This window comes from Staphylococcus sp. GW821-FHT11H10, from assembly GCF_058807855.1.
Map to the genome: position 1 here is coordinate 190,946 of NZ_JBXARC010000001.1, position 21,112 is coordinate 212,057.

General features: G+C 32.2%; 19 protein-coding genes. 18 read left to right on the plus strand and 1 reads right to left on the minus strand.

The genetic code is table 11. The features are described from left to right. Window positions 1–90 precede the first annotated feature (90 nt). The 6 genes from AC1RRU_RS00990 to rny all read left to right on the plus strand — a co-directional run bounded on the left by AC1RRU_RS00990 (window position 91) and on the right by rny (window position 6,409). Complete coding sequence (locus AC1RRU_RS00990) at window positions 91–921, plus strand: YmfK family protein (RefSeq protein ID WP_016930681.1); 831 nt, start codon at window positions 91–93, stop codon at window positions 919–921. Between the two features lie 21 nt (window positions 922–942). Next, entirely contained in the window at window positions 943–1,335 is a 393-nt protein-coding gene (locus AC1RRU_RS00995) for a helix-turn-helix domain-containing protein (protein ID WP_016930680.1), read from the plus strand. A gap of 33 nt (window positions 1,336–1,368) precedes the next feature. Beyond that, the gene (gene pgsA / locus AC1RRU_RS01000; RefSeq protein WP_011275916.1) at window positions 1,369–1,944 is read left to right on the plus strand and encodes a CDP-diacylglycerol--glycerol-3-phosphate 3-phosphatidyltransferase; all 576 of its coding nucleotides are present in this window, start codon (window positions 1,369–1,371) and stop codon (window positions 1,942–1,944) included. A gap of 154 nt (window positions 1,945–2,098) precedes the next feature. Beyond that, on the plus strand, window positions 2,099–3,241 hold the full coding sequence (locus AC1RRU_RS01005; protein WP_011275915.1) for a CinA family nicotinamide mononucleotide deamidase-related protein: 1,143 nt from the start codon (window positions 2,099–2,101) through the stop codon (window positions 3,239–3,241). A gap of 175 nt (window positions 3,242–3,416) precedes the next feature. After that, the gene (gene recA / locus AC1RRU_RS01010; protein WP_011275914.1) at window positions 3,417–4,463 is read left to right on the plus strand and encodes a recombinase RecA; all 1,047 of its coding nucleotides are present in this window, start codon (window positions 3,417–3,419) and stop codon (window positions 4,461–4,463) included. Between the two features lie 386 nt (window positions 4,464–4,849). Further along, complete coding sequence (gene rny / locus AC1RRU_RS01015; protein ID WP_011275913.1) at window positions 4,850–6,409, plus strand: ribonuclease Y; 1,560 nt, start codon at window positions 4,850–4,852, stop codon at window positions 6,407–6,409. 271 nt (window positions 6,410–6,680) lie between these two features. Here the strand turns inward: rny and AC1RRU_RS01020 are convergent, their stop codons facing one another. Next, a complete protein-coding gene (locus tag AC1RRU_RS01020) occupies window positions 6,681–6,896 on the minus strand; it encodes a hypothetical protein (protein WP_011275912.1) in 216 nt (71 codons plus the stop codon). Between the two features lie 158 nt (window positions 6,897–7,054). Here AC1RRU_RS01020 and AC1RRU_RS01025 point away from each other — a divergent pair, with 158 nt between their 5' ends. From AC1RRU_RS01025 to AC1RRU_RS01080, 12 genes are all read left to right on the plus strand, one after another. Continuing rightward, window positions 7,055–7,849 carry a TIGR00282 family metallophosphoesterase gene (locus AC1RRU_RS01025; protein ID WP_011275911.1) on the plus strand — a complete coding sequence of 265 codons (795 nt, stop codon included), beginning with the start codon at window positions 7,055–7,057 and terminating at the stop codon, window positions 7,847–7,849. Between the two features lie 134 nt (window positions 7,850–7,983). After that, complete coding sequence (locus tag AC1RRU_RS01030) at window positions 7,984–9,744, plus strand: 2-oxoacid:acceptor oxidoreductase subunit alpha (RefSeq protein ID WP_016930678.1); 1,761 nt, start codon at window positions 7,984–7,986, stop codon at window positions 9,742–9,744. Then, window positions 9,745–10,611 (plus strand): 2-oxoacid:ferredoxin oxidoreductase subunit beta, encoded by an 867-nt coding sequence (locus AC1RRU_RS01035; RefSeq protein WP_011275909.1) that lies wholly within the window; start codon window positions 9,745–9,747, stop codon window positions 10,609–10,611. A 226-nt stretch (window positions 10,612–10,837) separates the two neighbouring features. Next, complete coding sequence (locus tag AC1RRU_RS01040; RefSeq protein ID WP_011275908.1) at window positions 10,838–11,449, plus strand: poly-gamma-glutamate hydrolase family protein; 612 nt, start codon at window positions 10,838–10,840, stop codon at window positions 11,447–11,449. A gap of 60 nt (window positions 11,450–11,509) precedes the next feature. After that, complete coding sequence (locus AC1RRU_RS01045) at window positions 11,510–11,806, plus strand: thiamine-binding protein (protein ID WP_493196417.1); 297 nt, start codon at window positions 11,510–11,512, stop codon at window positions 11,804–11,806. A gap of 298 nt (window positions 11,807–12,104) precedes the next feature. Next, window positions 12,105–13,649 (plus strand): tRNA (N6-isopentenyl adenosine(37)-C2)-methylthiotransferase MiaB, encoded by a 1,545-nt coding sequence (gene miaB / locus AC1RRU_RS01050; protein ID WP_011275906.1) that lies wholly within the window; start codon window positions 12,105–12,107, stop codon window positions 13,647–13,649. Beyond that, window positions 13,650–14,015, plus strand: coding sequence for a YlbF/YmcA family competence regulator (locus tag AC1RRU_RS01055; protein WP_011275905.1), 366 nt, complete (start codon window positions 13,650–13,652; stop codon window positions 14,013–14,015). Between the two features lie 21 nt (window positions 14,016–14,036). Further along, a complete protein-coding gene (thiW, locus tag AC1RRU_RS01060) occupies window positions 14,037–14,528 on the plus strand; it encodes an energy coupling factor transporter S component ThiW (RefSeq protein WP_011275904.1) in 492 nt (163 codons plus the stop codon). A gap of 266 nt (window positions 14,529–14,794) precedes the next feature. Then, window positions 14,795–17,446, plus strand: coding sequence for a DNA mismatch repair protein MutS (gene mutS, locus AC1RRU_RS01065; RefSeq protein WP_011275903.1), 2,652 nt, complete (start codon window positions 14,795–14,797; stop codon window positions 17,444–17,446). Between the two features lie 12 nt (window positions 17,447–17,458). Then, window positions 17,459–19,486 carry a DNA mismatch repair endonuclease MutL gene (mutL, locus tag AC1RRU_RS01070; RefSeq protein ID WP_016930677.1) on the plus strand — a complete coding sequence of 676 codons (2,028 nt, stop codon included), beginning with the start codon at window positions 17,459–17,461 and terminating at the stop codon, window positions 19,484–19,486. 15 nt (window positions 19,487–19,501) lie between these two features. Next, window positions 19,502–20,035, plus strand: coding sequence for a glycerol-3-phosphate responsive antiterminator (locus AC1RRU_RS01075; RefSeq protein WP_011275901.1), 534 nt, complete (start codon window positions 19,502–19,504; stop codon window positions 20,033–20,035). 226 nt (window positions 20,036–20,261) lie between these two features. Continuing rightward, entirely contained in the window at window positions 20,262–21,080 is an 819-nt protein-coding gene (locus AC1RRU_RS01080; RefSeq protein ID WP_011275900.1) for an MIP/aquaporin family protein, read from the plus strand. The last annotated feature ends 32 nt before the right edge of the window (window positions 21,081–21,112 follow it).

A 21,112-nucleotide genomic window follows, 5' to 3' on the forward strand; every position in this document is an offset into this window, starting at 1 on the left:
TTTTTGAACCAAGTTCTAAATGCTATAATATGATTACTAATTTTAATATTCCGATGGTAGGTTACCATTTAAAACAAGGGGCGGATATTGATGACAGTAGCCGAAAAGAAAGAATGGTATCTTGAATATGAAATCACAGTTAACCGAGCAGGTTTACTGGGTGATATTTCGAGTTTACTTGGTATGTTAGGTATAAGTATCGTTACGATTAACGGGGTTGATCAAGGTCGACGAGGGTTATTAATTAAAACGGACAGTCTTGAGAAAGTTAATCGCTTTGAACATATAATCAATGAGCTTAGTGAGATAGAAATTACTAAATTAAGAGTACCTGAATTACGTGATAGATTGGCTGTTAGACATGGACGTTATATTGAACAAGACGCCGATGATAAAAAAACTTTTCGTTTTGAACGTGAAGATTTAGGTTTATTGGTAGATTTTTTGGCAGAACTTTTTAAAGAGGAAGGTCATAAATTAATTGGTATCAGAGGTATGCCACGTGTCGGAAAAACGGAATCAATCGTAGCAGGAAGTGTATGTGCGCATAAGCGATGGCTATTTATTAGTTCTACATTGATTAAGCAAACTGTACGAAGCTCTCTTATTAAAGGAGAATATGATTCTAACCATGTTTATATTATTGATGGCGCTGTCACTGCTAGAGAATCAAACCCTAAGCATCAAGAATTAGTGCGTGAAGTAATGACCTTACCATCAATCAAAGTGGTTGAACATCCAGATTTATTTGTGGAATCGGGTAATTATAGCATGGATGATTTTGATTATATTATTGAATTAAGAGAAAATGAAAATCAAGAAATTGAATATGATCAAATGAAACAACAAACAGTTAAAAGTAAAAACTCGCTAGACTTTGGAGAAGACATGTTTGGCGGAGGATTTGGATTTTTTGAATAGTGGTTGTGGAGGCTTTTAAAAGTGAAGACAATTGGTGAAACATTAAAAGGTAGACGTGAAAGGCTAGGAATGACGTTAGCAGAATTAGAAGAGCGCACTCAAATTAAACGTGATACGTTGAAATTAATCGAACAAAATCAGTTTGATAAATTAGCTAAAGTTGATTACGCAGAGGGTTTTATTCGACGTTATGCGAGTGTGGTAAATATTGATTCACAACAACTGATTCAAGCGCATCAAGAGGAAATACCAGATAGTCAACATCAATTGAATGAACTTTTATATAGATATCATAATGATGACGCGCCTACATATCGTACTAAGAGTAAAGAATATTTACAATTAATGATAATTATTGGTGGCATTATTATAATAACTTTTATCTTATGGGTCTTAGCTGTGTTACTATTATAAAATGAGAGATAAATTTAGAAATGAGGCTTTAACATGAATATTCCAAATCAAATTACGGTTTTCAGAGTAATATTAATTCCGCTTTTCATATTATTTGCTCTAGTAAACTTTGGATTTGGCAATGTATCTATTTTAGGTGGATTTGAAATCCGTATTGAACAACTTATTGCTGCTATCATTTTCATTGTAGCTTCTTTAAGTGATTTCCTAGATGGGTACTTAGCTAGAAAATGGCAACTTGTAACTAATATGGGTAAATTCTTAGATCCCCTAGCTGACAAATTATTAGTTTCCAGTGCATTAATTGTTATGGTTCAATTAGGACTTACAAATTCAGTAGTAGCAATCATTATAATTGCACGTGAATTTGCTGTTACAGGATTACGTCTATTACAGATTGAACAAGGGTTTGTTAGTGCTGCTGGTCAATTAGGTAAAATTAAAACTGCTGTAACTATGGTTGCAATTATTTGGATTTTATTAGGTGATTTGTTAGCAACATGGATAGGCATTCAAATTGGACAAGTATTACTTTATATTGGTGTTTTATTCACGATTTTATCTGGTATTGAATACTTTTATAAAGGTAGAGATGTTTTCAAACATTAAATTAGTGAAATATAACCAAGAATGATAATGATAGAAAGATAATTCTATTCCTATTTATTCTTGGTTTTTTAGTTCAATTTTTAGAATAAATGTCATACTTTGCATTATAATGATAGATGTTGTGCAAGAATTATCGTTAGGGGGATAAATGGACATGAATATTTCAATAATAGCTGTTGGATCTGAGTTATTATTAGGACAAATTGCTAATACGAATGGACAATATTTATCAAGATTATTTAATAGTATTGGTAAAAGCGTAGTCGAACATACTGTGATTGGCGATAATCCTCAAAGATTAGAGTATGTTATCAAAGAGGGGTTAAAACGTTTTGATACACTCGTGTTTACTGGGGGATTAGGACCTACAAAAGATGACTTAACAAAGCATACTGTTGCGAAGGTGCTTGGTAAAAATCTTGTGACAGATACGAATGCATTAGAATATATTGAGAATTATTTTAAAGAACAAGGACAAGAAATGACGCCCAATAATAAGCAACAAGCTTTGGTTATTGAAGGTGCAAAAGTATTACAAAACAATTATGGGATGGCACCTGGTATGTTGGTGGAATATGAAGATAAGAAAGTCATTTTGTTACCTGGCCCACCAAGTGAAATGCAACCAATGGCAAAGAATGAGTTATTACCTTATTTAATGGATGAAGATAGAGTTATACACTCAGAACAATTAAGATTCGCTGGAATTGGAGAATCTAAAGTTGAAACAGAGTTAATGGATTTAATTGATAGTCAAGAAAATCCAACTATTGCTCCATTAGCTGGTACGCATGAAGTTTATATTAGATTAACTGCTAATGCCAATACAGAAAATGAATGCAAAAAGTTAATTGAACCTACTAAAGAGAAGATTCTTGCAAGAATAGGTGACTATTATTACGGTTCGGATGATATCGTTATAGAACAAGCTTTGATGAATATTATAAATAAAAGTTTCAGTATATATGATGGTGTGACAAATGGTGCACTATATACACGTTTGAAAAACCAAGATTTAAATCATTTATTGAAAGGACAACTACCTGATTCATCAGTCTTTGTTTCTGATTTTGATGATATTCTAGATAAATTAAAATATGTATCTCAATATGTAAAAGATTTATATAAAACTGATTGGGGTATAGCGTTATTACACAATCAAGAACAAGTTTATCTTGGGTACTATGATGACAGTGTGTTTAAATATGAGACATTTAAAATGCCTCTAAAACGAAATATTTTAAAAAGCAGAAGTCAAAATTATGCCATGATAAATTTAATAAATTGGTTTAAATAGTTAATATTTTTGAAAACTAGAGCACTTATTTAGTACGTTTGTTCGATTTTGTCTTGTATTTTATCGTTAAAAGCGAACAAATATTCGCAAAATACTTGTAATTAGATTCAATTAAATGTATAGTATTAATTAAGATATTAATACGATGATTAACTCGTTAATAGGAGGTTTCGCTTTGGATAATGATCGTCAAAAAGCTTTAGATACAGTTATAAAAAATATGGAAAAATCATTCGGTAAAGGTGCCGTTATGAAACTAGGCGATAATAAAGGACGCCGTGTTTCAAGTGTTTCAAGTGGTTCAGTTACATTAGATAACGCATTAGGTGTAGGTGGCTATCCTAAAGGTAGAATTATAGAGATTTATGGACCTGAAAGTTCTGGTAAAACAACAGTAGCTTTACATGCTATTGCAGAGGTACAAAAGAACGGTGGCGTTGCTGCATTTATCGACGCTGAACACGCGCTTGATCCGGTATATGCAGAAGCATTAGGTGTAGATATTGATAATTTATATCTATCACAACCAGACCATGGTGAACAAGGTTTAGAGATTGCTGAAGCTTTCGTTCGAAGTGGTGCGGTTGATATTGTAGTAGTTGACTCTGTTGCCGCATTAACACCTAAAGCGGAAATTGAAGGTGAAATGGGCGATACGCATGTAGGACTTCAAGCTCGCTTAATGTCACAGGCGTTACGTAAATTATCTGGTGCAATTTCAAAATCAAATACAACAGCTATTTTCATTAACCAAATTCGTGAAAAAGTTGGTGTAATGTTTGGTAACCCAGAAACTACACCTGGTGGACGTGCATTAAAATTCTATAGTTCTGTTCGTTTAGAAGTTCGTCGTGCTGAGCAGTTAAAACAAGGCCAAGAAATTGTTGGTAACAGAACTAAAATTAAAGTTGTCAAAAACAAAGTTGCACCGCCTTTTAGAGTCGCTGAAGTAGATATTATGTATGGTCAAGGTATCTCTAAAGAAGGTGAAGTGATTGATCTTGGTGTTGAAAATGACATCGTAGATAAATCAGGTGCATGGTACTCATATAATGGTGATCGAATGGGTCAAGGTAAAGAGAATGTAAAAACATATCTCAAAGAAAATCCTCAAGTTAAAGAAGAAATCGATCGTAAGTTACGAGAAAAACTAGGTATTTTCGATGGAGATGTTGATGAAAAAGAAGAAGATGCACCTCAAACATTATTCGTTGAAGAATAGTATGTACAATTTTAATTATTGAAGTGAATATTTCGCTAACTATATAGCGATAAAGTTTTAGTAAAATACATCAGTTCACTAAAATTCACTTTTAGTATATGAAATAAGCCTGCTACATTTGATAAGCTACTCCAGTATTAAGCATTGAATAAATGAAATACTAGGAGTCAGTTTTTATCACTTAACATTGTAGTAGGCTTTTTGTTTTTATATAAACTTACATAAAATAAGTAATGTATGTAAATTCGAAATACAGTGCAATTTCATATCTTGACACTAACAAGTTAATAAACGTACAATTAATATGTATAATTATTATACATTTATAAAAATCATGAAGAGATTTTGATATACAAAGCAAATACCTAGAAAAAGGAGGTGTTTATGTGAATTTATTAAACCTCCTACTCATTTTGCTGGGGATTATTCTAGGGGTTGTTGTGGGGTATTTTGTAGCCCGAAATTTATTGCATCAAAAGCAATTACAAGCTAGACAAACTGCTGATGATATTATTAAGCAAGGTCAAAAAGAAGCAGATAATATCAAAAAGGAAAAATTATTAGAGGCAAAAGAAGAAAACCAAATCATAAGAGAACAAACTGAATCAGAACTACGTGAAAGACGTGGTGAGCTTCAAAGACAAGAAGCCCGACTTCTTCAAAAAGAGGAAAATTTAGATCGAAAATCTGATCTTCTCGATAAAAAAGATGAGATTTTAGAACAAAAAGAATCTAAACTTGAAGAAAGACAACAACAAGTAGATGCAAAAGAGAGTAGTGTTCAGACATTAATAATGAAGCATGAACAAGAATTAGAACGCATCTCCGGTCTCACTCAAGAAGAAGCTGTAAATGAACAACTTCAAAGGGTTGAAGAAGAACTGTCACAAGATATTGCAGTACTTGTTAAAGAAAAAGAGAAAGAAGCTAAAGAAAAAGTTGATAAAAAAGCAAAAGAATTATTAGCTACTACCGTTCAAAGATTAGCTGCTGACCATACAACTGAATCAACAGTTTCAGTAGTTAATTTACCAAATGATGAGATGAAAGGTCGTATCATTGGTAGAGAAGGTAGAAATATTAGAACTTTAGAAACATTAACAGGTATTGATTTAATCATTGATGATACACCAGAAGCGGTTATTTTATCTGGTTTTGATCCAATTAGACGTGAAATCGCGCGTACAGCATTAGTTAATTTAGTCTCAGATGGACGCATCCATCCAGGCAGAATTGAAGAAATGGTAGATAAAGCTAGAAAAGAAGTAGATGACATTATTAGAGATGCTGGTGAACAAGCAACATTCGAAATCAATGTTCATAATATGCACCCAGACTTAGTTAAAGTCTTAGGTCGTCTAAATTATAGAACTAGTTATGGTCAAAACGTCTTGAAACATTCTATTGAAGTGGCGCATTTATCTGGAATGCTAGCTGCTGAACTAGGAGAAGATGTTAGCTTGGCCAAACGTGCTGGATTACTTCACGATGTTGGTAAAGCGATAGATCATGAGGTTGAAGGTAGCCACGTAGAAATAGGTGTTGAATTAGCTAAAAAATATGCAGAAAATGAAACTGTAATTAATGCTATTCACTCTCATCATGGTGATGTTGAACCTACTTCTATTATTTCAATTCTGGTAGCAGCTGCTGACGCATTATCTGCGGCTAGACCAGGTGCTCGTAAAGAAACGCTTGAAAACTATATACGTAGATTAGAACGCTTAGAAACACTTTCTGAAGGTTATGATGGTGTAGAAAAAGCATTCGCTATTCAAGCAGGTCGAGAAATTAGAGTTATTGTTTCCCCTGATGAAATAGATGACTTGAAGTCATACAGACTGGCTAGAGACATCAAAACGCAAATAGAAGATGAATTACAATATCCTGGTCACATCAAAGTGACAGTTGTAAGAGAGACAAGAGCAGTAGAGTATGCGAAATAATTTTTAACAGATCCAAATTTTGGGTCTGTTTTTTCTTTTCAGTTAAAATTCAATTATTAATTGATAATAATAAAGTAGGTGAAATGTTGTCATTAAAAAAGAGTGAGATTGAATTCATTACGAATTCATAGTCTCACTCCAAATAGATGATTAGAACCAAAGTACAAACTAATTGAGGACATACTCAAAGTTCAATCATTTGATATAAATTTTCATTGTAAACTTAAACTATTTGATGTTTATGCTTATCCTTAATTGATAGTCTTATAAATTATTTAAGTTGTAAATCTGTTTTTCTTAATTCAGAAATTATTTCTGCTGTATCATAGCAATTAGTAGCAATATTTGAATATCTTTCAGCTAAACGATAAGCGTTGATGTATAATTCAAGACTTTCTTTAGCGATATCTTCTGCATCTTTAGATTTAGATGGATTAGATTTTACCACTAATTCTGCAAACTTCTCTGGATCAATATTAATTGACATGTAAATTTTACAACTCCTATTACTTTGATAAACATATCTTAACATATGTTGTATACATGCTAAAGCAAATAGATATCAAATTTAAAAAGAGTATGAATATCCTCTTTTAATATAGACCTATATGAATTAAACTATTTTTATGAGAGGATGAACATTCAATGAGGATATTATTTATTGGAGATATCGTAGGTAAAGTTGGAAGAAATGCAATTGCTGAATATTTACCTAAAATAAAACAATCATATAGACCTACTGTAAGTATAGTTAATGCTGAAAATGCAGCGCACGGTAAGGGTCTAACTGAAAAGTTATATAAACAATTATTAAGAGATGGCGTAGATTTCATGACGATGGGTAATCATACATACGGTCAACGTGAAATATATGACTTTATTGATGATGCGAACAGAATGGTAAGACCTGCTAATTTTCCAAGTGAAGCGCCTGGTGTAGGCATGAGATTTATTCAAATTAATGATATTAAATTAGCAATTATTAATTTGCAAGGCCGTTCATTTATGCAAGATATCGACGACCCTTTTAAAAAAGCTGATCAACTTATTGAAGAGGCTAAAAAAGAGACTAATTTTATATTTGTTGACTTTCATGCAGAAACGACATCAGAAAAAAATGCAATGGGATGGTATTTAGATGGTAGAGTAAGTGCGGTAGTTGGTACGCATACACACATTCAGACTTCAGATGAACGAGTACTACCGAATGGCACAGGGTATATTACTGATGTTGGTATGACAGGATATTACGATGGTATATTAGGTATTAATCGTGATGAAGTAATAGAGAGATTTATCACAAGCTTACCACAACGTCATGTTGTGCCGGATGATGGAAGAAGTGTTCTATCTGGTGTTATTATAGATTTAGATAAAGATGGAAAAACAAAACAAATTGAAAGAATTTTAATTAATGACGATCATCCATTTAATAAATAATTTAAAAGAAATTTGTAGAAGAACGAATATAGTCCATTAGTATGAATTTAAATAATTGCCACTGTTGTCATAGTAAGACGGTGGTTATTTTTGTTATGATTTATTATGAATTAATTCCACAGGAGGCATATGATATGAAATCACAAATATCATGGAAAGTGGGCGGACAACAAGGTGAAGGTATCGAATCGACTGGAGAAATCTTTGCCACAGCAATGAACCGTAAAGGTTATTATTTATATGGATATAGACATTTCTCAAGTCGTATAAAAGGTGGACATACTAATAACAAAATTAGAGTATCTACTGCGCCTGTACATGCAATCAGTGATGATTTAGACATTTTAGTGGCTTTTGATCAAGAAACGATTGAATTGAATCATCATGAAATGCGTGAAGATAGCATTATTATTGCTGATGCAAAAGCTAAACCGACAAAACCTGAACAATGTCGTGCTCAACTTATTGAATTACCTTTTACTAGCACAGCTAAAGAATTAGGTACTGCATTAATGAAAAATATGGTTGCTGTAGGAGCAACATGTGCAATCATGGATTTAGATACTGCAACATTTGAAACCCTTATAACTAATATGTTTACTAAAAAAGGTGAAAAAGTTGTAGAAATGAACATTGAAGCTCTAAATCAAGGTTATACATTGATGAAAGAACAATTAAATGATTTACAAGGAGACTTCAAACTACAAACGACTGAAGAGAATCCACATTTATATATGATTGGTAATGATGCTATTGGATTAGGTGCGATTTCAGCTGGTTCTCGTTTTATGGCTGCTTATCCAATTACACCGGCATCTGAAATTATGGAATATATGATTGCAAACGTCACAAAAGTAGGTGGCACAGTAGTACAAACTGAAGATGAAATTGCTGCAGCCAATATGGCAATTGGTGCTAATTATGCAGGTGTCAGAGCATTCACTGCTAGTGCTGGCCCAGGTTTATCACTTATGATGGAAGCCATAGGCCTATCAGGTATGACTGAAACACCTTTAGTCATTATTAATACTCAACGTGGTGGTCCATCTACAGGTTTACCAACCAAGCAAGAACAATCAGATTTAATGCAAATGATTTATGGTACGCATGGAGATATACCTAAAATAGTAGTTGCTCCTACAGATGCTGAAGATGCATTTTATTTAACTATTGAGGCTTTTAATTTAGCCGAAGAATATCAGTGCCCAGTAATTATATTGAGTGACTTACAATTATCGTTAGGTAAACAAACAGTTGAACGCTTAGATTATAATAAAATTCAAATACGCCGTGGCGAGTTATTACAATCTGATATTGAACGTGAAGAAGATGATAAACAATACTTTAGAAGATATGCATTAACAGGAAATGGAGTATCACCTAGACCAATTCCGGGCGTTAAAGGTGGCATACACCATGTAACTGGCGTTGAACATAATGAAGAAGGTAAACCGAGTGAAGCGGCTGAAAATAGACGTCAACAAATGGAAAAAAGAATGCGTAAAACATCAAATTTACTAATTGAAAAGCCTGTTGAGTTAGATGAGCATCATGAAGAAGCAGATATTCTATTTATAGGGTTCATATCTAGTAAAGGTGCTATTCAAGAAGGTGCTGAAAGATTAAACGCTCAAGGTATAAAAGTAAATACAATGCAGATTCGACAACTACATCCTATGCCGAAAGATGTCATTCAAGCAGCTATCGATAAAGCATCTAGAGTTATTATTGTTGAACATAATTATCAAGGTCAACTTTCAAATATCCTTAAAATGAATACAACTATTCAAGATAAAATGATTAATCAAACTAAGTATGATGGAACACCTTTCTTACCTCATGAAATTGAATCTAAAGGACAAAAAGTAGTAAGCGAAAGTAAGGAGTTGGTATAATTGGCTACATTTAAAGATTTTCGAAATAATGTGAAGCCAAATTGGTGCCCCGGTTGTGGTGATTTCTCAGTTCAAGCAGCTATTCAAAAGGCGGCAGCTAATGTAGGGTTAGAGCCAGAGGAAGTAGCAATCATTACTGGTATTGGCTGTTCAGGCCGATTATCTGGTTATATTAATTCATACGGCGTACATGGTATACATGGACGCGCATTACCACTAGCACAAGGGGTTAAAATGGCGAACAAGGATTTAACTGTCATTGCCTCTGGTGGTGATGGTGATGGATACGCTATTGGTATGGGTCATACCATACACGCATTAAGACGAAATATGAATATGACTTATATTGTTATGGATAATCAAATTTATGGCTTAACTAAAGGTCAAACGTCGCCTTCATCTGCGGTTGGTTTTGTTACTAAATCTACCCCTAAAGGTAATATCGAGAAGAATGTTGCACCACTCGAATTAGCTTTATCATCAGGCGCTACTTTTGTAGCACAAGGCTTTTCTAGTGATATTAAAGCATTAACTAAACTAATTGAGGATGCGATTAACCATGATGGTTTTTCTTTTGTAAATGTCTTTTCACCATGTGTAACATACAACAAAGTAAACACATATGATTGGTTTAAAGAACATTTAACTAGTTTAGAAGATATCGAAGGCTATGATACTTCAGATAAACAATTAGCAATGAAGACTGTTCTAGATTATGAATCACTAGTTAAAGGTATTGTATATCAAGATACTGAAACACCATCATATGAGTCTCAAATTGAAGAATTAAATGAAAGTGCATTATCTAAACGCGATATTCATATAACAGAAGAAGATTTTAATAACTTAACTGCTCAATTTGTATAGAAATTGTAGGAGCTCACTTTAAAACGCTTTAAGTTTTGAAGTGAGTTTTTTTTATAACTTAAGAGTTTTTTTATTGAAAATAATAACACCATTGCTTAATGATGTATAGAAAATATTAAAATATTTTAGTTTAAGTAATCATTGTTAAAAATCATTTAAATACTTTTTAGAACCTATAAAATGGGAAAGAATAATAATAACACTATACCTAAGAGAGGTTTTTAAAATGGATAAATATCATTCTATGAAAGAATTACAAAATGAGACAATTGAGAATGAGGATTGGGAGATAATTACTGAAGATAGAGATAGTAACGTAACGATTTTGGCAATACATGGTGGTGGAATTGAACCTGCTACTACTGAACTTGCGCGTGTTATTGCTAATGATGGACAATTTAATTATTTTGCATTTAATGGTATGCGAACAAAAGGAAACAATGAGTTGCACGTAACATCTATTAATTATGATAATGACATTGCTATGGATTTAGTAAAAACAAGTGAAAGTGCAATCACAATTCATGGATGTCTTGGTGAAGATGAAATTGCTTATATCGGTGGTAAAGATAATCTTTTAAAAGAGCGTATTGTTGAAGAATTAAGTCAAATTGGTATAGAAGTAAAAGAAGCACCTAGTCATATGTCTGGTACTCAAGATAATAATATCGTGAATTGTACAAAAAATGGTGTAGGTGTGCAAATAGAGTTAACGTCTAGTTTAAGAAAGTCTTTATTTAAAAATAATAAGTTTAATCGTAAAAGTAGAATGGATGAATCAAATTGGGATGATAAAATGTATGATTTTGGCCAAGCAATTAATTCGGCAATTAATTAAGGCAAGTTAAATAAGGGCGTGGTAAAATTAAGGTAATAATATTGAATGAGGTGATTGTTAATGCAAGACACATTAATGAGTTTTCAAATCGTTCCGAAAACGCCAAACAATGAAGACGTTATACCTTATGTAGATGAGGCAATAAAAATTATTGATGATTCTGGTCTTCATTTTAGAGTGGGTCCTCTTGAAACGACAGTTCAAGGCGATATGAGTGAATGTTTAATCCTAATTCAGAAATTACATGAACGAATGGTTGAATTAGAATGTCCAAGTATTATTAGTCAAGTTAAGTTTTATCATGTACCAGCTGGTATCACAATTGAAACGTTAACAGGAAAATATGATAACGAGTAAGTAAAGTTTAAATGAGATAAGTCTGGGACATAAATCTGTGTCTTAGGCTATATTTTTTATAATGGCAGTAGTTGACTGATCTAAAAATATACTTATAACAAGCTTTTATAATGCTAGTCAATCTTTCTTTGCTGGCATTACATCTAAATAAATATTGTAAAAATATTATTTCTATCCCACCCCATTCCATTTTTTTAATGACAAATTTATTAACTATTTCAACTCTTTTTGCACTTTATTATTAATTTTAATATAATGAACTAATGATATAAGGGCATATAGAAAGGAATTTTTTAAAGTGAACGAAGAACAAAGAAAAGCTGGTACGATAAATATCCTTGATGAACGCGATAGAAAAGTAGAAAAAGATTATAGTAAATATTTCGAAAATATTTATCAACCACCTAGTTTAAAAGAAGCACGCAAACGTGGGAAACAAGATATAAATTATAATCGTGACTTTCATATAGAAGACAAGTTTGAAGGGATGGGCAAAGGTCGCACATTCTTAATAAAAACATATGGCTGCCAAATGAATGCACATGATACTGAGGTAATGGCTGGAATATTACAGGCCTTAGGATATACTGCAACAGAAGATATTAATGAAGCGGACGTTATTTTGATAAATACATGTGCGATTCGTGAGAATGCTGAAAATAAAGTGTTTAGTGAAATCGGTAACTTAAAACATTTAAAAAAGAATAGACCAGAAGCATTAATTGGCGTATGTGGATGTATGTCACAAGAAGAGTCAGTAGTAAATAAAATACTTAAATCATACCAAAATGTGGATATGATTTTTGGAACTCATAATATTCACAAATTACCTGAAATTTTAGAAGAAGCATACCTTTCTAAAGCAATGGTTGTCGAAGTTTGGTCTAAAGAAGGCGACATCATTGAAAATCTTCCTAAAGTACGTGAAGGCAGTACAAAAGCATGGGTTAACATTATGTATGGCTGTGATAAATTCTGTACATATTGCATTGTACCCTTTACTAGGGGTAAAGAACGTAGTCGTAGACCAGAAGATATTATTGAAGAAGTTCGCGGTTTAGCGAGAGATGGTTATAAAGAAATAACTTTACTTGGTCAAAATGTAAATTCATATGGTAAAGATATTAAAGATTTAGAATATGGATTAGGAGATTTATTAGAAGACATTTCCAAAATTGATATTCCAAGAGTACGTTTTACAACTAGTCACCCATGGGACTTTACAGATAGAATGATTGAAGTAATAGCTAAAGGTGGCAATATTGTACCTCATATCCATCTACCCGTACAATCAGGAAATAATGCTGTATTGAAAATTATGGGACGTAAATATACTAGAGAAAGTTATTTAGATCTAGTTAATAGAATAAAAAAATCAATACCTAATGTAGCTTTAACTACTGATATTATTGTTGGATATCCAAACGAAACTGAAGAACAATTTGAAGAGACATTATCACTATATGACGAAGTTCAATTTGAGCATGCTTATACGTATTTATACTCTCAAAGGGATGGTACACCTGCCGCAAAAATGAAAGATAATGTACCTGAAGACGTTAAAAAAGCACGATTACAACGTTTAAATAAAAAAGTAGGACATTATTCAGAAAAAGCCATGAATCAATATGAAGGCAAAACTGTAACTGTTTTATGTGAAGGTTCAAGTAAAAAAGATGATACGGTTTTAGCAGGTTATACCGAAAAGAATAAGTTAGTTAACTTTAAAGGTCCACGTGAGGCAATCGGTAAGTTAGTAAATGTTGAAATTGATGAAACAAAACAATATTCATTAAATGGTACATTCAAAGAATTTAACGATGCACCATTGGTGACAAATTAAATGTATAGTAAAGATGATATTTTAAAACAAGCCGATCAACTCACGAGTAAAATTCAAGATTTAGATCTTATAAAATCTTATCAAAATATAGAGAAACAAATTCATGAAAATCGTAATATTGAAAGTAAAATGAATCGCTTGAAAAAACAACAAAAGCAATCTGTTAATTTTCAAAATTATGGGAAACAACATGCTTATCAACAATCAGAAGATGAAATTGAAGCGCTAGAAGATGAAATTAATGAATTACCAATAGTTGAAGAATTTCGTTCTGCTCAGTATGAAGCAAATGATTTATTACAACTAATGATAAGCACAATGGAAGATCGTTTAAATGAACATAATGAAGAAGAACATAAGGATTAATGGAAGAAAGGGATAAGCACTATGAACAATAGAAAATTGACACTTACTGCACTGTTAATTGCCACTAATGTTGTATTAAGCAGTATCATTATCATACCATTAGGTCCTGTCAAAGCAGCACCTGTTCAACATTTCATCAATGTGTTATGTGCAGTATTTGTAGGACCATGGTACGGTTTAGCCCAAGCATTAATTTCATCAATCATAAGAAATTTATTTGGTACTGGTAGTTTTTTTGCATTTCCTGGAAGTATGATTGGCGTGCTATTGGCTAGTGTGTTCTATATGTATAGAAAACATATCTTTATGGCTGCTGTTGGTGAAGTGATTGGTACAGGCATTATAGGAAGTCTTTTATGTATACCAATGGCCTGGGTTTTAGGTATGCAAGATTTCTTCGTCAAACCCTTAATGATAGCGTTTATTATTTCAAGTTTTATCGGAGCTGCAATTAGTTATTTCTTACTTATAATGTTGAAAAAGAGAGGATTACTAGATAGATTTAAAAAATAATAGTTTGGAAATAAGAGATTGTTTTAGTTGATTTGAGGTTATCATTGTAAAATAAAGTTCAGTCGTTTATGAAACGTATGTGTTCTTTATTTTGTTGTGATAATCTTTTTTATTTGTAAATTAAGATGAATCATTTTTTAACTTAACTCTAAAAAATAAATAAAATCAATAAAATGAACTCACGAGCGTTGTAACATTTCATATGTTAAAATATATGAGTTAAAAGCATGTAATAAATCGGAAAAAATTAGTAAGGTTGTGAAAATATGTCTAACACGACACCGATGATGCAACAATATTTAAAAATTAAATCGCAATATCAAGATTGCTTATTATTCTTCAGATTAGGCGATTTTTATGAAATGTTTTTTGAAGATGCTAAAGAAGCTTCAAGGGTATTAGAAATTACATTAACTAAAAGAGATGCTAAAAAAGAGAATCCAATACCTATGTGTGGCGTTCCGTATCATTCCGCTAATAGCTATATTGAGACATTGATAAATAATGGTTATAAAGTAGCAATTTGTGAACAAATGGAAGATCCTAAACAAACTAAAGGTATGGTAAAACGTGAAGTAGTTAGAGTTGTAACACCTGGAACAGTTATGGAACAAGGTGGTATGGATGAAAATCAAAATAACTACATTTTAAGTTTTATTAAACAAGATAGTAACTACGCCCTTAGTTATTGTGATATTTCTACAGGAGAGTTAAAAGCCACTCAAATTGAAGATGAAGATACATTGATTAATGAAATTGTAACTATTAATCCTAATGAAATCGTTGTTAACCAAGAAATTGATGAAAATCTTAAAAAGCAAATCTATTTAACTACAGAAACTATAACAATTAGAGAATCTATTTCCGATGCAAGCTATGAAGTGAATCAATTAACTAATAATCATATGTATCTAGCAACACAACTATTACTCGATTATGTTTATCATACTCAAAAACGAGATTTGTCTCACTTAGAAACTGCAATAACGTATGCTGCAGTGGATTTTATGAAGATGGACTACTATGCTAAAAGAAATTTAGAATTAACCGAAAGTATTAGACTAAAATCTAAAAAAGGAACACTTTTATGGTTAATGGATGAAACTAAAACGCCGATGGGAGCACGTCGCCTTAAGCAATGGATAGACAGACCATTAATCAATAAAGAAAGAATTGAAGAAAGACTAAGTATAGTAGAATCATTCATGAATCACTTTATTGAGAGAGACACATTACGAGGATATTTAAATCAAGTATATGATATAGAAAGACTTGTTGGCCGTGTCAGTTATGGCAATGTCAATGCGCGTGATTTAATTCAACTTAAACATTCAATTTCAGAGATACCTAATATTAAATCTTTACTTGAAAGTATGAATGACGTAGCATCAAATCAATTTAGTTCCCTTGAACCATTAGAAGACTTATTACAAGTGTTAGAAGATAGTTTAATCGAAGAACCGCCTATTTCCATTAAAGATGGTGGTCTATTTAAACAAGGCTTTAGTAAACAATTAGATGAATACCTAGAAGCTTCTAAAAATGGAAAAGATTGGTTAGCACAATTACAAGCTAAAGAAAGAGAACGTACAGGTATTAAATCTCTTAAAATTAGTTTTAACAAAGTGTTTGGTTATTTTATAGAAATTACAAGAGCAAATTTACAAGGATTTGAACCTAGTAAATTTGGCTATCACCGTAAACAAACATTGTCCAATGCCGAACGCTTCATTACAGATGAATTGAAAGAAAAAGAAGATATTATTTTAGGTGCAGAAGATAAAGCGGTAGATCTTGAATATCAACTGTTTGTTCGACTAAGAGAACACATTAAAACATATACTGAAAGACTACAAAAACAGGCTAAAATCATTTCTGAACTTGACTGCCTACAAAGTTTTGCTGAAATTGCACAAAAATACAACTATGTTAAACCTGAATTTAGTGATAATAAAACGCTAAGCTTAGAGAACTCTCGCCATCCTGTTGTTGAACGTGTGATGGACTACAATGACTATGTACCTAATGACTGTAAATTAGATAAAGATAACTTTATATATCTAATAACTGGTCCTAACATGTCTGGTAAGTCAACTTACATGAGGCAAGTAGCAATCATAAGCATCATGGCTCAAATGGGGGCTTATGTTCCTTGTAATAAAGCAGAATTACCAATATTTGATCAAATATTCACTCGTATAGGTGCTGCAGATGATTTAGTATCAGGAAAAAGTACATTTATGGTAGAGATGTTAGAAGCACAAAAAGCATTAACTTACGCAACAGAAGATAGTTTAATAATCTTCGATGAAATTGGTAGAGGAACTTCAACATATGATGGGCTAGCGTTAGCTCAAGCAATGATTGAATATGTTGCTCAAACATCTCATGCGAAAACTTTATTCTCAACACACTATCATGAACTTACGACTTTAGATCAAGAACTACCAAGTCTTAAAAATGTTCATGTGGCTGCAGATGAATATCAAGGTGAATTAATCTTTTTACATAAAGTAAAAGATGGCGCTGTAGATGATAGTTATGGTATTCAAGTAGCGAAACTAGCTAATTTGCCAGATGAAGTTATTAACCGTGCACAAGTTATATTAGATGCTTTTGAACAAAGTCAAAATACTTCCGATAATGAAGAGCATTCTAACATTACTGTTCTTAAAGATTCAGCCTCAGTCGAAGGGTTTACAGATGATGACGCACAAAATGCAAACAACTCTGATAAAAAGTCTCAAACAACAAAGAATGCAATTGAGAATGAATTTGAGCAAGCGTCTTTCAATTTATTTGATTCTGAAGCAATGACTAGTGAAATTGAGGAACAGATTAAAAATCTTAATATATCAAACATGACGCCTATTGAAGCATTACTTAAGCTAAGTGAATTACAAAATCAATTGAGATAGAGGTGATTGAAAATGGGCAAAATTAAAGAACTACAAACCTCTTTAGCTAATAAAATAGCAGCAGGTGAAGTAGTAGAGCGTCCAAGCTCAGTTGTGAAAGAATTACTAGAAAATGCAATCGATGCTAAATCGACAGAAATTAATATTGAGGTAGAACAATCAGGTATATCCTCAATTAGAGTAGTAGATAACGGTACTGGAATAGAACAAGATGATTTAGATTTAGTGTTTCATAGACATGCCACGAGTAAATTGGATGCCGATGACGATTTATTTCATATCAGAACGTTAGGATTTCGTGGTGAGGCATTAGCAAGTATATCTTCAGTTGCTAAAGTCACACTTAAAACTTGCACTGATAGTGAAAATGGACATGAAATCTATGCAGAAAACGGAGAGATTTTAAGTCGTAAACCTGCTAAAGCTAAAAAAGGTACAGATATAACTGTTTCATCACTTTTCTACAATACACCAGCTCGCTTAAAATATATTAAAAGCTTATACACAGAGTTAGGTAAAATTACAGATATTGTGAATCGAATGGCAATGAGTCATCCTTATATACGAATTTCTTTAATATCTGATGGTAAAACGTTATTAAAAACTAATGGTTCAGGTAAAACAAATGAAGTTATGTCAGAGATTTATGGTATAAAAGTAGCAAAAGATTTAGTGCATATTCAAGGTGATACAAGTGATTATCACCTTGAAGGCTTTGTGGCTAAGCCAGAACACTCAAGAAGTAATAAACATTATATTTCAATTTTTATCAATGGACGATATATTAAGAATTTTGTACTTAATAAAGCTATTATTGAAGGGTATCATACATTACTGACAATAGGACGCTACCCGATATGCTATTTAAACATAGAAATGGATCCTATATTAGTAGATGTGAATGTCCATCCAACTAAACTAGAAGTAAGATTATCTAAAGAAGAGCAATTATATCAATTAATCGTTGAGAAAATTCGATATGCTTTCAAGGATAGAATTTTAATTCCTCAGAACGATTTGGATAGAACACCTAAAAAAAATAAAGTCTTAAATCAATTTGAACAACAAAAATTAGACTTTGAAAGAAGACAACAGAATTCAAATCAAGACAAAACAAATTCTCATTATTATGGTATGAGTGAATCTAAATTACAAAATCCAAATTTAGAAAAAAACGATTTAGATAATAATGAGTTAATTAATGAAAGTACGGAAAATTTCGTACATAATAATAAACGTTCAGATGACAAAGATTACTTCCAAATTCAAAAAGAAATTTTGAATGACTTAGACAATGGTGATGCATCATTATTAAATGACGAATCTACAAACGATTCAGAAGAAGTTGTAACTGAACAAAGCAATAATGATGAAGCGTCATCAAAAACTTATCAAACATTATACAGTAAGCAAGATAATAATGATATTAAAGGTAAAGTAAGTAACACACCATCTCGACGAGTTCCATATATGGAAGTCGTAGGACAAGTGCATGGCACTTATATCATTGCTCAAAATGAGAATGGCATGTTTATGATAGATCAGCATGCTGCACAAGAACGTATCAAATATGAATATTTTAGAGAAAAAATTGGCGAAGTGACTAATGAAGTTCAAGATTTATTAATACCACTGACATTCCACTTTTCAAAAGATGAACAAATGATTATTGATCAATATCAAGATGAATTAGATAAAGTGGGTGTTCATTTAGAGCACTTTGGCGGTCATGATTATATCGTTAATAGTTACCCAGTTTGGTTCCCAAAAGCTGAAGCTGAAGAAATTATTCAAGATATGGTTGAGTTAGTATTAAACGATAAAAAAGTAAATGTTAAAAAAATGCGTGAAGATGCTGCCATCATGATGAGTTGCAAAAAATCTATAAAGGCAAATCACTATTTAAAAAATAATGAAATGGCGGATTTGATTGATCAGTTACGTGAAGCAGAAGATCCATTCACTTGTCCTCATGGCAGACCTATAATCATCAATTTCTCAAATTATGAACTTGAAAAACTATTTAAACGTGTAATGTAGAGAGGAAAATGACGTATGAAGGAATATGTTTTACCAGCGATACGCAACATGAAAGATTTAGAGAAATTAATAAAAACAGATTATAAGATATGCGTATTATTAGATATGCATATCGGCCATTTAAAAAGTGTTATGGCATTACTTAAAGCGAATCAAATTGAAACTTATATTCATATTGATTTAATTAAAGGGATGGCTGTTGATGAATTTGCTTGTGAGTATATAATTCAAACTTATAAACCTAAAGGGATCGTTTCTACCAAATCTAAAGTAATTCAGAAGGCTAAATCGTTAAATAAGTTAACGATTTTTAGGGTGTTTATTATAGATAGCCAAGCATTAAGTAGAAGCATCAACTTAATTAAGAAGGTTGAACCAGATTTCGTTGAAGTATTACCTGGGATTGCACATAAAGTAGTTAAAATTATTGATGAAGAGACTCCTTCAAAAGTTATAGCAGGTGGTTTAATTAATGAAGAAAGTGAAATTGTACAAGCACTTGATAGCGGTGCTAGTTACGTTACAACAAGCAATCGCTTGTTATGGTAGTTAGCATCCTTAACAATTTTGCTATAATTAAAAAGCATAAAAAAAGATCAAAACAATTTTTCAAACAATTTAAATGTGACAATTTTTTAACGAAAGTATTGACAACGCTTACAAACTTTCTGTATGATTTAAATAAGTTAATATTAGATTAAGAGACGAAGAGATTTCTGCAATGCCTTTATTAGCGCTTTTGTAGGAATCTTTTTGTCTTATAGGAGGATTCGTCATGAATGTATATTTAGCAGAATTTATTGGTACTGCTATTCTAATCCTTTTCGGTGGTGGCGTTTGTGCTAACGTCAATTTAAAGCGAAGTGCTGGACAGGATTCTGATTGGATAGTAATTGCAGCAGGTTGGGGATTAGCCGTGTCAATGGGCGCATACGCAGTTGGTAAGTTTTCAGGCGCACATTTAAATCCAGCGGTTTCAATTGCTTTAGCGATGGATGGAAGTTTTAGTTGGGCTCAAGTACCTGGCTATATTATCTGTCAAATGCTTGGAGGTATCTTTGGCGGTGTATTAGTTTGGTTAATGTATTTACCACATTGGAAGGCAACTGAAGATCAGGGGGCAAAGTTAGGTGTATTCTCTACAGCACCTGCAATTAAGAATTATTTTGCAAACTTTTTAAGTGAGATTATTGGGACAGCAATCTTATGTTTAGGTATCTTATTTATTGGCGTAAATAAAATTGCGGATGGAATGAATCCACTTATTGTTGGTGGTTTAATCGTAGCTATTGGATTGAGTTTAGGTGGTCCGACTGGATATGCAATTAATCCAGCACGTGATTTAGGACCAAGAATCGCTCATGCAATATTACCAATTGCAGGCAAAGGTGGTTCTAATTGGGGATACGCGATCGTACCTGTATTAGGACCTATTGCTGGAGGTATGCTCGGAGCAGTTATATATAAAGTCTTTTATAAAGGACAATTTGATTTAATTTGTGCTGTAGGTATTTTACTAGTAATAGCAACATTAGTATTAGGTTTAGTATTAAACAAATCTAATAAATCAAATGATATTGAGTCTATATATTAATTAATTTAATAAATATCTTAAATTTGTGGTTA